Annotated in this window: 9 protein-coding genes; 7 read left to right on the top strand and 2 right to left on the bottom strand. The window is 71.0% G+C overall.

Going from position 1 to position 12,996, the window contains the following annotated elements; all coding sequences use genetic code 11:
• Positions 1-276: 276 nt before the first annotated feature.
• Positions 277-1,602, top strand: a complete 1,326-nt coding sequence (locus ACWD4O_RS30825) for a sugar porter family MFS transporter (RefSeq protein ID WP_451284892.1) — start codon at positions 277-279, stop codon at positions 1,600-1,602.
• Positions 1,603-1,707: 105 nt separating this feature from the next.
• Here the strand turns inward: ACWD4O_RS30825 and ACWD4O_RS30820 are convergent, their stop codons facing one another.
• Positions 1,708-2,676, bottom strand: a complete 969-nt coding sequence (locus tag ACWD4O_RS30820; protein WP_451284836.1) for an LLM class flavin-dependent oxidoreductase — start codon at positions 2,674-2,676, stop codon at positions 1,708-1,710.
• 141 nt (positions 2,677-2,817) lie between these two features.
• Here ACWD4O_RS30820 and ftsY point away from each other — a divergent pair, with 141 nt between their 5' ends.
• Positions 2,818-4,029: a signal recognition particle-docking protein FtsY gene (ftsY, locus tag ACWD4O_RS30815; protein WP_451284834.1), complete on the top strand. Its 1,212-nt coding sequence runs from the start codon at positions 2,818-2,820 to the stop codon at positions 4,027-4,029.
• A 168-nt stretch (positions 4,030-4,197) separates the two neighbouring features.
• On the opposite strand, the gene ACWD4O_RS30810 is transcribed toward ftsY, so the two are convergent.
• A complete protein-coding gene (locus tag ACWD4O_RS30810; protein ID WP_451284832.1) occupies positions 4,198-4,854 on the bottom strand; it encodes a bifunctional DNA primase/polymerase in 657 nt (218 codons plus the stop codon).
• Between the two features lie 447 nt (positions 4,855-5,301).
• Between ACWD4O_RS30810 and nsdA the strand changes: the two genes are divergently transcribed.
• The 5 genes from nsdA to ffh all read left to right on the top strand — a co-directional run bounded on the left by nsdA (position 5,302) and on the right by ffh (position 12,994).
• Positions 5,302-6,786 (top strand): transcriptional repressor NsdA, encoded by a 1,485-nt coding sequence (gene nsdA, locus ACWD4O_RS30805; protein ID WP_351911635.1) that lies wholly within the window; start codon positions 5,302-5,304, stop codon positions 6,784-6,786.
• Between the two features lie 336 nt (positions 6,787-7,122).
• Positions 7,123-8,466, top strand: a complete 1,344-nt coding sequence (locus ACWD4O_RS30800) for an ammonium transporter (RefSeq protein ID WP_451284831.1) — start codon at positions 7,123-7,125, stop codon at positions 8,464-8,466.
• Positions 8,463-8,801, top strand: coding sequence for a P-II family nitrogen regulator (locus tag ACWD4O_RS30795; RefSeq protein ID WP_003997576.1), 339 nt, complete (start codon positions 8,463-8,465; stop codon positions 8,799-8,801). The genes ACWD4O_RS30800 and ACWD4O_RS30795 overlap by 4 nt, the downstream gene beginning before the upstream one ends.
• A gap of 26 nt (positions 8,802-8,827) precedes the next feature.
• The gene (locus ACWD4O_RS30790; RefSeq protein ID WP_451284828.1) at positions 8,828-11,287 is read left to right on the top strand and encodes a [protein-PII] uridylyltransferase; all 2,460 of its coding nucleotides are present in this window, start codon (positions 8,828-8,830) and stop codon (positions 11,285-11,287) included.
• A gap of 156 nt (positions 11,288-11,443) precedes the next feature.
• On the top strand, positions 11,444-12,994 hold the full coding sequence (gene ffh / locus ACWD4O_RS30785) for a signal recognition particle protein (protein WP_451284826.1): 1,551 nt from the start codon (positions 11,444-11,446) through the stop codon (positions 12,992-12,994).
• Positions 12,995-12,996: the final 2 nt, after the last annotated feature.

Raw genomic sequence — 12,996 nt, 5'->3', positions numbered from 1 at the left:
AACTCTTCACTGAGCCCCCTCAACACTTCAAGGCTTGTACATATTCGTATGCGAGGTGGGTTCTTCGTGCCTCTTTTCTCACACTTCCTGGATTCTTGACTTCGAGACTTGAAGGCATAGTCTCTCCAACGTCTTATTTACCTTCAGGTACCACGTATCTGGCGGCGGTCCGAGGAGTCGAACGTGACCAGCGCAGAGCAGGCACAGCAACCAGGAGCCGGCACGGCTCACCCCGATCATCTCGGGCACGTCATCTTCATCGCGGCGGCGGCCGCGATGGGCGGATTCCTCTTCGGCTACGACAGCTCCGTGATCAACGGCGCCGTCGAGGCCATCCGGGACCGCTACGACGTCGGCTCGGCGGCCCTGGCCCAGGTCATCGCCATCGCCCTGATCGGCTGTGCCATCGGCGCCGCGACCGCCGGCCGCATCGCCGACCGCATCGGCCGCATCCGGGTCATGCAGATCGCCGCCGTGCTGTTCACGGTCAGCGCCGTCGGCTCGGCACTGCCCTTCGCGCTGTGGGACTTCGCCCTCTGGCGGGTCATCGGCGGCTTCGCCATCGGCATGGCCTCGGTCATCGGCCCCGCCTACATCGCGGAGGTCGCCCCGCCCGCCTACCGCGGCCGCCTCGGCTCCTTCCAGCAGGCAGCGATCGTCATCGGCATCGCCATCTCACAGCTGGTCAACTGGGGCATCCTGAACGCCGCCGGCGGTGACCAGCGCGGCGAGATCATGGGCCTCGAGGCCTGGCAGGTCATGCTCGGCGTGATGGTCGTCCCGGCCGTCCTCTACGGTCTGCTCTCCTTCGCGATCCCCGAGTCGCCGCGCTTCCTGATCTCCGTCGGCCGGGACGAGCGGGCCCGTGAGGTGCTCAAGGAGGTCGAGGGCGACAAGATCGACCTGGACGCCCGCGTCACCGAGATCGACCACGCCATGCGCAGCGAGCACAAGTCGACCTTCAAGGACCTGCTCGGCGGCACGTTCTTCTTCAAGCCGATCGTCTGGGTCGGTATCGGCCTCTCGGTGTTCCAGCAGTTCGTCGGCATCAACGTCGCGTTCTACTACTCCTCGACGCTGTGGCAGTCGGTCGGCGTCGACCCGACCGAGTCGTTCTTCTACTCCTTCACGACGTCGATCATCAACATCGTCGGCACCGTGATCGCGATGATCTTCGTGGACCGCATCGGCCGCCGGCCGCTCGCCCTCATCGGCTCCGTCGGCATGGTCGTCGGACTCGCGCTGGAGGCCTGGGCGTTCTCCTTCGACCTGGTCGACGGCAAGCTGCCGGCCACGCAGGGCTGGGTCGCCCTGATCGCCGCCCACGTCTTCGTCCTCTTCTTCGCCCTGTCCTGGGGCGTGGTCGTCTGGGTCTTCCTCGGCGAGATGTTCCCCAACCGGATCCGCGCCGCCGCCCTCGGTGTGGCCGCCTCCGCACAGTGGATCGCCAACTGGGCCATCACCGCGAGCTTCCCGTCGCTGGCCGACTGGAACCTCTCCGCGACCTACGTGATCTACACGGTCTTCGCCGCGCTCTCCATCCCGTTCGTCCTGAGGTACGTCAAGGAGACGAAGGGCAAGGCGCTGGAGGAGATGGGCTGAGCCCCGTACCCGAGGCCCGCTTGCCTGAGGCCGCCCCAGAACTCGAGGAGCCGGGCCAAGTCCCCGCTGCCCGCTCCTCGACCCCGTAAGGCGTCCCGCCCCGGCTCACCCGAGCCGGGGCAGGACGTCTTCGCAGAACAGCCGCAGACTCCGCCACCCCTCCGCCACCGGCATTCCGCCCGCCAGCGGATGCAGGACGAGGTTGTCGAGCCCCTGCGCCACGCACTCGTCCGGTGTCAGAATCCGGTACACGCCCTCGTCCCTGAGCTCCCGTGTGCTCGTCGCCGCCGACCGCACCGCCGAGCGGATGTCGGCGGACTGCCAGGAGGCGTAGGTGCGGGCCTCGTGCAGGAAGTGCTCACCGCACTCGGCCCACGCCCGGTCCGGATCCGCGGCGAGGTGCAGCAGCGGGGTCTCGGCGGTCGGCATCATCGTCCAGCCGTCCGTCCCGTACTCCACCAGCCGCTCCTTGTAGTACGCCTCCAGCTCCGGCAGGTGCGCGCTGGGGAAGAAGGGCAGGCCGAGCCGGGCGGCCCGGCGGGCGGCCGCCTTCGAGGAGCCGCCGACCAGCAGCAGCGGGTGCGGCTCGGTCTGCGGGCGCGGGGTGACCCGTACCGTACGGCCCCGGAACTCGAACTCCTCGCCGGTCCAGGCCTTGAGCAGGGTGTCGAGGAGCTCGTCCTGGAGACGCCCGCGCCGCTTCCAGTCCACGCCGGCCCGCTCGTACTCCTCGGGCCGGTAGCCGATCCCGGCGACCGTGACCAGCCGGCCGCCGCTCAGCAGGTCGAGCACCGCGATGTCCTCGGCCAGCCGCAGCGGGTCGTGCAGCGGGCCGATGATCGCCGAGACCGTGACCGCCAGCCGCCGGGTCGCGCCCAGCACCGCGCCCGCGAAGGCGAACGGCGACGGCAGCCAGTTGTTCCCGACGCCGTGGTGCTCCTCGGTCTGCACGGTCGTGACCCCGTGCTCGTCGGCGTACGCGGCCATCTCCAGAGCGGCCCGATAGCGGTCGCCCAGCTCGGCGCGGGTCGCGCCGGGGGCGACGAGATTGAAACGGACGACGGTGACGGGCATGGGAAGCCCCCTTCGCCGGGTGGGTGGACGGGTGCCGATGCGGCAGGACGTTAGCTGACGGCTCGTCAGGTAACCAGGGGTACGGCACACCCGTGTGGCCCCCCGCCCGGGCGAGGAGGGGTCACGCATACTGGAGCGGTTATGGAAATCGTCATCCTTGCTGTAGTCATCGCCGTGGTCGTGCTCGGTGTGATCGGCGGGCTCGTCGTCGGCAGCCGACGGAAGTCGCTGCCCCCGCCGCCCCCCACCGCGCCCGACATCACTGCGCCTCCCGCCGAACCGCAGGTCGGCGACGAGGCCGAGACGCCGCGCGACGAACCGCGCCGCACCATCGAGGAGGTGGATCTTCCCGACGGCGGGCCGACCGGCGTCGCCGTCGAGGAGCCGCCCGCCGGCCCCGCCGTCGAGGTCCCCGAACTCGAGATCCCGGAGCCCACCGCGGGGCGGCTGATCCGCCTCCGCGCCCGTCTCTCCCGCTCGCAGAACGCCCTCGGCAAGGGGCTGCTCACGCTGCTCTCGCGCGAGCACCTCGACGAGGACACCTGGGAGGAGATCGAGGAGACGCTGCTCACCGCCGACGTCGGCGTGCTGCCCACCCAGGAGCTGGTCGAACGGCTGCGCGAGCGCGTGCGGGTGCTCGGCACCCGTACCCCCGAGGAGCTGCGCGGCCTGCTGCGCGAGGAGCTGCTCAAGCTGATCGACACCGACGTCGACCGCACCGTGAAGACCGAGCCCGAGGACCGCAAGCCGGGCATCGTGATGGTCGTCGGGGTCAACGGCACCGGCAAGACCACCACCACCGGCAAGCTCGCGCGCGTGCTCGTGGCCGACGGCCGGACCGTCGTCCTCGGCGCCGCCGACACCTTCCGGGCCGCCGCCGCCGACCAGCTCCAGACCTGGGGCGAGCGGGTCGGCGCGCACACCGTGCGCGGTCCCGAAGCCGGCGACCCCGCCTCCGTCGCGTTCGACGCGGTGAAGGAGGGCAAGGAGATGGGGGTCGACGTCGTCCTCATCGACACCGCCGGACGGCTGCACACCAAGACCGGGCTCATGGACGAGCTCGGCAAGGTCAAGCGGGTCGTCGAGAAGCACGCTCCGCTGGACGAGGTGCTGCTCGTCCTCGACGCCACCACCGGGCAGAACGGGCTCGTCCAGGCCCGGGTCTTCGCCGAGGTCGTCGACATCACCGGCATCGTGCTGACCAAGCTGGACGGCACGGCCAAGGGCGGCATCGTGATCGCGGTCCAGCGCGAGCTGGGCGTCCCGGTCAAGCTGGTCGGACTCGGCGAGGGGGCGGACGACCTGGCGCCGTTCGAGCCGGAGGCGTTCGTGGATGCCCTTGTCGGGGACTGACCGACCGCCTGCCGGCAACGGCAAGGCCGCGAGCAAGGCCGCGAGAAGCGCCCGCCCCCAGGTGCAGTGGGAGCGGGCGCTTCGCTGTGTGCGGCCGGAAGGAAGGGACGGGAAGGAGCCGGATGAGACCGGCAGGGGCCGGTAGGGACTGGCAGGGACCGGCAGGGCCTAGGCCCGGGACCGGTGGGCCAGATATGCCAGCGTCCCCAGCAGTAGTCGCGCCTCCGGTGGGCGGGTCGTCGAGTCCAGGGCGGGTGGGCGCAGCCAGCGCACCGGGCCCAGGCCGCCGCGGTCGGAGGGCGGGGCCGTGATGTGCGTGCCGGGGCCGAGGCCGCGCAGGTCGAGGGAGGCCGGGTCGTCCCAGCCCATGCGGTAGAGCAGGCCGGTCAGCTCGGCGGCGGCGCCGGGGGCGACGAAGAACTGGGTGCGGCCCTCGGGGGTGGCGATGACCGGGCCGAGCGGGAGGCCCATGCGTTCGAGGCGGACCAGGGCGCGACGCCCGGCGGGCTCGGCGACGTCGATCACGTCGAACGCGCGGCCGACGGGCAGCATCACCGCGGCGCCGGGGAACTCCGACCAGGTCCGGCTGACATCGTCGAGGGTGGAGCCGGCCGGCACCCGCGGGGCGAACTCCAGCGGATGCGCGCCCGGCTCGCGGCACTCGGGGCGGCCGCACGAGCAGGCGCCCGCCGCGGCGCGCGCCCCCGGCACCGCGTCCCAGCCCCACAGCCCCGTGAACTCGGCGACCGCGGTGCACTCGGACGAGCGACCGCGCCTGCGCGCGCCGGAGCGGATCTCGCGAATGCCGCCGATCGTGAAGCCCATGCCCCCTCCAACGGGTCCGACGCGCCGATGGTTACGCAGTGGTCGCGCTCAGTGACTCTCTGTGCTTTCGCTTCCCGGTGGCCGCTCGATCCAGTCGGCGTCCGGAAGCGCTCCTGGTGGTGTGTTCGGCTGCGCGCGCCCCTGAGTGCTTCGCTCCGCTCACTCCGGGCCGTCCTGTGTCAAGTGAATCGCGTACGGGCCATCGGGAGTTCATTCGAAGGGGTGGCGAATGGTGGCGTTTCCGGGACGGCCGTGGCTGGAGCCGTGATCGTAGGATTACTTTGAGTGTGCGGGTCCTGGAGGCACATGCGCTTGTGGGTATGCCGGAGGCAACTCGGCTTTCCGTTCGAAGGGTGACAAGTACCGGACGGAGAGCCGTATTTACCGGCATTCTGATAAGGCTTGGCGCACTCAGTGACAAGTGGTCTCAGGGATGGGGGCGTTCCAGTGAGCGGCAACGGCGGAAGCGGAAACAACGCTGCGAGCGCGGACAAGCGCCCGAACGAGCTGCTCACGTCGTGGTTCGTGCGCAGCGGCTGGTCGAAGGGCGAACTGGCACGTCAAGTCAACCGGCGCGCACGCCAGTTGGGCGCCAACCACATCTCCACGGACACCTCACGCGTGCGCCGCTGGCTGGACGGCGAGAACCCCCGCGAGCCCATCCCCAGGATCCTGTCCGAGCTGTTCTCCGAGCGGTTCGGCTGCGTCGTCTCCGTCGAGGACCTCGGGCTGCGCGCGGCGCGTCAGGCCCCCTCCGCGACCGGCGTCGACCTGCCGTGGACGGCCCCCCAGACGGTGGCCCAGCTCAGCGAGTTCTCGCGCAGCGACCTCATGCTGGCCCGGCGCGGCTTCCTCGGGACCTCGCTGGCCCTGTGCGCCGGACCGTCCCTCATCGAGCCCATGCAGCGCTGGCTGGTCCCCTCGCCGCCCGCCCCGCTCGAGGAACCCGACTCGGTGCCGACCAGCCGGGCCCGCGGCCGGCTCTCCCGGCCCGAGCTGGACCTGCTGGAGTCCACCACGGTGATGTTCCGGCAGTGGGACGCGCAGTGCGGCGGCGGGCTGCGCCGCAAGGCGGTCGTCGGTCAGCTGCACGAGGTGACGGACCTGCTCCAGGAGCCCCAGCCCGAGGCCACGGCGCGCAGGCTCTTCAAGGTCGCCGCCGAACTGGCGGAGCTCGCCGGCTGGATGAGCTACGACGTCGGGCTGCAGCCGACCGCGCAGAAGTACTTCGTCCTCGCCCTGCACGCGGCCAAGGAGGCCGGCGACCGGCCGCTCGGCTCGTACGTGCTGTCCAGCATGAGCCGCCAGATGATCCACCTCGGCCGGCCCGAGGACGCCCTGGAGCTGATCCACCTCGCGCAGTACGGCAGCCGGGACTGCGCGAGCCCGCGCACCCAGTCCATGCTGTATGCGATGGAGGCCCGCGCCTACGCCAACATGGGGCAGCCGGGGCGCTGCAAGCGGGCCGTCCGGATGGCCGAGGACACCTTCGCCGAGGCGGACGAGTGGGACGAGCCGGACCCGGACTGGATCTGCTTCTTCTCCGAGGCCGAGCTGTACGGCGAGAACAGCCACTCCTTCCGCGACCTCGCCTATGTCGCGGGCCGCAGCCCCACCTACGCCTCACTGGCCGAGCCCCTGATGCGCAAGGCCGTGGAGCGGTTCGCGGGCGACTCCGACCATCAGCGGTCGTATGTGCTGAACCTGATCGGCATGGCCACGGTCCATCTGCTGCAGCGGGAGCCCGAACAGAGCGCCACCCTCGCCACCCAGGCCATGAAGGAGGCCAAGAAGGTGCGCTCCGAGCGCGTCAACACTCGTATCCGAAAGACCGTCGACAGCGCTGTACGCGATTTCGGGGATCTCACCGAAGTCGTGGACCTGACCGAGCGGCTCACCATCGAACTTCCGGAGACGGCCGAAGCGGTCTGAAGGATCCGGAGCGTCGAGAAAACCCTTGAACCCCGGCCGCGGCCGGCCCTCCCGAACAGCCCGACTCGGCTCCCCCATGCCAGGTCATCGGAAGGCCGACCGTGGCCGGTTCCACTTCCTTCAGTGAAGGTTGCGCCACGATAACGATCCATTCGGCGAACATCAGGCAGTTCATCGAGGCGTAACGCACAGGGCGTCTTCGTCACGGCGGCGAAACAACGAGGGGCTTCCACCGAAACGGCGCTGCGTCAATCTCATGGCGCATAACCGGCCCACCCCTCACCACCCGCTCTGGCTTCGCCCGCACGGGGCCGTACCTACGACGAGGAGACGCCGATGGCACAGGCCGCCATCACGCTTGCGGCGGACGCACCCACGCTGTCGTCCGCGAACACAGGCTTCATGCTCATCTGTTCCGCCCTGGTGCTGATCATGACCCCGGGCCTCGCCTTCTTCTACGGAGGCATGGTCCGCGTCAAGAGCACGCTCAACATGCTCATGATGAGTTTCATCAGCATCGGGATCGTCACCATCCTGTGGGTGCTGTACGGCTTCTCGATGGCCTTCGGCACGGACTCCGGCAGCGTCATCGGCTGGAACTCCGACTGGGTCGGCCTCAGCAACATCGGACTGACGGAGCTGTGGGACGGTTACACCATCCCGATCTTCGTGTTCATGATCTTCCAGATGATGTTCGCGATCATCACGCCCGCCCTGATAAGCGGTGCCCTCGCGGACCGCGTCAAGTTCTCCGCCTGGGCGCTGTTCGTCGCCCTGTGGGCCACGGTCGTCTACTTCCCGGTCGCGCACTGGGTATGGGGCGCCGGCGGCTGGGCCTTCGAGCTGGGCGTCATCGACTTCGCCGGCGGTACGGCGGTCCACATCAACGCCGGTGCCGCGGCCCTCGGCGTGATCCTGGTCATCGGCAAGCGCGTCGGCTTCAAGAAGGACCCGATGCGCCCGCACAGCCTCCCGCTGGTCATGCTCGGCGCCGGTCTGCTGTGGTTCGGCTGGTTCGGCTTCAACGCCGGCTCGTGGCTCGGCAACGACGACGGCGTCGGCGCGCTGATGTTCGTCAACACGCAGGTCGCCACCGCCGCCGCCATGCTGGCCTGGCTCGTCTACGAGAAGATCCGCCACGGCGCGTTCACCACGCTGGGCGCCGCCTCCGGCGCGGTCGCCGGTCTGGTCGCCATCACCCCGTCCGGTGGTGCGGTCACCCCGCTCGGCGCGATCGCCGTCGGCGCCATCGCCGGTCTGCTGTGCGCCATGGCCGTCGGCCTGAAGTACAAGTTCGGCTACGACGACTCGCTCGACGTCGTCGGCGTCCACCTCGTCGGCGGTGTCGTCGGCTCCCTGCTGATCGGCTTCTTCGCCAGCGGCAAGGGCCAGTCCGACGTCGAGGGCCTCTTCTACGGCGGCGGCCTCGACCAGTTCTGGAAGCAGTGCGCCGGTGTCTTCGCGGTCCTCGGCTACTCCCTGGTGGCCTCCGCGATCCTCGCCTTCCTCATCGACAAGACCCTCGGCATGCGGGTCACCGAGGACGACGAGATCGCCGGCATCGACCAGGCCGAGCACGCCGAGACCGCATACGACTTCAGCGGTGCCGGTGGCGGCGCCGCCCGCACGACCGCCCTTCCGACCGCGGTCGCAGGCGCGAGCAAGAAGGTGGACGCATGAAGCTCATCACCGCCGTCGTGAAGCCCCACCGGCTCGACGAGATCAAGGAAGCACTGCAGGCCTTCGGCGTGCACGGTCTCACGGTCACCGAGGCCAGCGGCTACGGTCGTCAGCGGGGACACACCGAGGTCTACCGTGGAGCCGAGTACACGGTCGACCTGGTCCCCAAGATCCGCATCGAGGTGCTGGCCGAGGACGACGACGCCGAGCAGCTGATCGACGTCATCGTCAAGGCGGCCCGCACCGGCAAGATCGGTGACGGCAAGGTCTGGTCCCTCCCGGTCGAGACGGCCGTACGGGTCCGCACCGGCGAGCGCGGCCCGGACGCGCTCTGACGGCAGAACAGAACAGGAGTCGCTGGGTGACGAGTACGGACATGCGCAAGGATGCAGAGGACTCGGGACCCAGCGGCTACGCGGCGGCCCGGCTGCGCCTCCTCACCGAGGAGGTGCGGTCCGGGCCGCCGCGCCGTGCAGCCCTCGCACAACTGACCGACGACTGGCTGACGGGGCTCTTCACCGCCGCGGCCGAGGACCTCCGAGGGGTCTCCCTGGTCGCCGTCGGCGGCTACGGCCGCGGCGAGCTCTCCCCGCGCAGCGACCTCGACCTCCTCCTGCTGCACGACGGCGCCGACCCCAAGGCGATCGCCGGCCTCGCCGACCGCCTCTGGTACCCCGTCTGGGACCTGGGCCTCGCCCTCGACCACTCCGTCCGCACCCCGGCGGAGGCCCGCAAGACCGCCGGGGAGGACCTGAAGGTCCAGCTCGGCCTGCTCGACGCCCGCCACCTCGCCGGCGACCTCGGTCTGACCGCGGGACTGCGGACGTCCGTCCTCGCCGACTGGCGCAACCAGGCGCCCAAGCGCCTCCCCGAACTCCAGGAGCTGTGCGCCGAGCGCGCCGAGCGCCAGGGCGAGCTGCAGTACCTGCTGGAGCCGGACCTCAAGGAGGCCCGGGGCGGACTGAGAGACGCCACCGCACTGCGCGCCGTCGCCGCCTCCTGGCTGGCCGACGCGCCCCGCGAGGGCCTCGACGACGCCCGCCGCCGGCTCCTCGACGTCCGCGACGCCCTGCACCTGGCCACCGGCCGCGCCACCGACCGCCTCGCCCTCCAGGAGCAGGACCAGGTAGCCGCGGAGCTCGGCCTGCTCGACGCCGACACGCTGCTGCGCCAGGTGTACGAGGCGGCGCGCGTCATCTCGTACGCGAGCGACGTCACCTGGCGCGAAGTGGGGCGCGTGCTGCGCTCGCGCGCCGTGCGGCCGCGGCTGCGCGCCATGCTCGGCGGCGGGAAGCCCGTCGCCGAGCGCTCTCCGCTGGCCGAAGGCGTCGTGGAGCAGGACGGCGAGGTGGTGCTCGCCCGCGCCGCCCGCCCCGAACGCGACCCCGTGCTCCCGCTGCGCGCCGCGGCCGCCGCCGCGCAGGCCGGCCTCCCGCTCTCCCTGCACGCCGTACGCCGCCTCGCCGCCACCGTGCGCCCCCTGCCCACGCCCTGGCCCGCCGAGGCGCGCGAGCAGCTCGTGACCCTGCTCGGCTCCGGCCAGCCCACCATCGAGGTCTGGGAGGCGCTGGAGGCCGAAGGGCTGATCACCCAGCTGCTGCCCGACTGGGAGCGGGTGCGCTGCCGGCCGCAGCGCAACGCCGTGCACATCTGGACCGTCGACCGGCACCTCATCGAGACCGCCGTGCGCGCCTCCGAGTTCACCCGCCGGGTCAGCCGCCCCGACCTGCTCCTGGTCTCCGCGCTGCTGCACGACATCGGCAAGGGCTGGCCCGGCGACCACTCGGTCGCGGGCGAGATCATCGCCAAGGACGTCGCCGCCCGCATCGGCTTCGACCGGTCGGACGTCGCCGTCCTCTCCACACTCGTCCGGCACCACCTGCTGCTCGTCGAGACGGCCACCCGGCGCGATCTGGAGGACCCGGTCACGGTCCGCTCGGTCGCCGAGGCGGTCGGCTCGCAGAGCACCCTGGAACTGCTGCACGCGCTCACCGAGGCGGACGCCCTGGCCACCGGGCCCGCCGCCTGGTCCACCTGGCGGGGTTCGCTCGTGGCGGACCTGGTCAAGCGGGTCGGGGCGGTGCTCGCCGGGAACGAACCCGAGGAACCCGCCGCCGCCGCGCCCACCGCCGAGCAGGAACGCCTCGCCATCGAGGCGGTCGCCACCGGCAGCCCCGTGCTGGCGCTGCGCGCACAGACCGAGGCGCCGGCCGATCCCGCGGGGGAGCCCCAGCCGTCCGGCGACCCCGAGCCGCTCGGCGTGGAACTGCTCATCGCCGTGCCCGACCAGGAGGGCGTGCTGCCCGCCGTGGCCGGCGTCCTCGCCATGCACCGGCTGACCGTGCGCACCGCCGAGCTGCGCGCCCAGGACCTGCCGACCGGCGTCGAGGGCTCCGTCCTGCTGCTGAACTGGCGGGTCGCCGCCGAGTACGGCTCGCTGCCCCAGGCCGCCCGGCTGCGCGCCGACCTCGTACGCGCCCTGGACGGCTCCCTGGACATCGCCGGCCGGCTCGCGGAACGGGACGCCGCCTACCCCCGGCGGCGGGGCTGGGTCGCGCCGCCGCCGCGCGTCACGGTGGCCTCCGCGGCCTCCCGGCACGCCACGGTCATCGAGGTGCGCGCCCAGGACGCGCCGGGGCTGCTGTTCCGCATCGGCGCGGCACTGGAGGACGAGGGACTGCGGGTGCGCAGCATGCACGTCTCGACGCTGGGCGCCAACGCCGTCGACGCGTTCTACGTCACCGGAGCGGACGGCGCGCCCCTGCCGGGCGACGAGGCCGCCTCCGTGACCCGCAAGCTGGAGGAGACCCTGCGCGCGTGACCTCACGGTCATGCAACGCCTCGAGCCGACGAAGCCCCCCGACGCGGGGGTTTTCGTCCCGGTCCGCTGATCACAGCGGGCGGGGACGATTCTGCGGCTGGGCCAGATACCCTGGAGGGCAGCCCACCGCCCCCGACTCCGAGGACCGACGTCGCCGTGTTCGATACCCTCTCCGACCGCCTCAGCGCGACTTTCAAGAATCTCCGCGGCAAGGGCAGGCTGTCCGAGGCGGACATCGACGCCACGGCCCGCGAGATCCGCATCGCCCTCCTCGAAGCCGACGTGGCCCTGCCGGTCGTCCGCACGTTCATCAAGAACGTCAAGGAGCGCGCCCTCGGTTCGGACGTCTCCAAGGCGCTGAACCCCGCCCAGCAGGTCCTGAAGATCGTCAACGAGGAACTCGTGACGATCCTCGGCGGCGAGACCCGGCGGCTGCGGTTCGCCAAGCAGCCGCCGACCGTGATCATGCTCGCGGGTCTGCAGGGCGCCGGTAAGACCACCCTCGCGGGCAAGCTCGGCCACTGGCTGAAGGGGCAGGGCCACTCGCCGCTCCTGGTCGCCGCCGACCTCCAGCGCCCCAACGCCGTCAACCAGCTCAGCGTCGTCGCCGAGCGGGCCGGCGTGGCCGTGTACGCGCCGGAGCCCGGCAACGGCGTCGGCGACCCGGTCAAGGTCGCCAAGGACTCCATCGAGTTCGCCAGGACCAAGGTCCACGACATCGTGATCGTGGACACCGCCGGCCGCCTCGGCATCGACGCCGAGCTGATGCAGCAGGCCGCGGACATCCGCGACGCCGTCTCGCCCGACGAGATCCTCTTCGTCGTCGACGCGATGATCGGTCAGGACGCGGTCAACACCGCCGAGGCCTTCCGGGACGGCGTCGGCTTCGACGGTGTCGTGCTGTCGAAGCTCGACGGCGACGCCCGTGGTGGCGCCGCGCTCTCCATCGCCTCGGTGACCGGCAAGCCGATCATGTTCGCGTCGAACGGCGAGAAGCTCGACGACTTCGACGCCTTCCACCCTGACCGGATGGCCTCCCGCATCCTCGACATGGGTGACCTGCTCACCCTGATCGAGCAGGCGGAGAAGACGTTCAGTCAGGAAGAGGCCGAGAAAATGGCCTCCAAGCTGGCGTCCAAGAAGGGCCAGGACTTCACCCTGGACGACTTCCTGGCCCAGATGGAGCAGGTCAGGAAGATGGGCAGCATCAGCAAGCTGCTCGGCATGCTGCCCGGCATGGGCCAGATCAAGGACCAGATCGCCAACCTCGACGAGCGGGACGTCGACCGCACGGCCGCGATCATCAAGTCGATGACCCCGGGCGAGCGCCAGGACCCGACGATCATCAACGGCTCGCGCCGCGCCCGTATCGCCAAGGGCTCCGGTGTCGAGGTCAGCGCGGTGAAGGGCCTGGTCGAGCGGTTCTTCGAGGCCCGCAAGATGATGTCCCGGATGGCCCAGGGCGGCGGCATGCCCGGCATGCCGGGGATCCCGGGCATGGGCGGCGGCCCCGGCCGCACCAAGAAGCAGCCCAAGCAGGCCAAGGGCAAGCAGCGCTCCGGCAACCCGATGAAGCGCAAGCAGCAGGAGCTGGAGGCGGCACAGCGCCGGGAGGCCCAGGCCCAGGGCGGCAACCCGCTCGGGCTGCCGCAGCAGGGCGCACAGGACTTCGAGCTGCCGGACGAGTTCAAGAAGTTCATGGGCTGACG

Source organism: Streptomyces sp. NPDC002623, from assembly GCF_053592635.1.
Note: the sequence above shows the minus strand (reverse complement) of the source record. Positions and strands in the feature narration are given on the sequence as shown.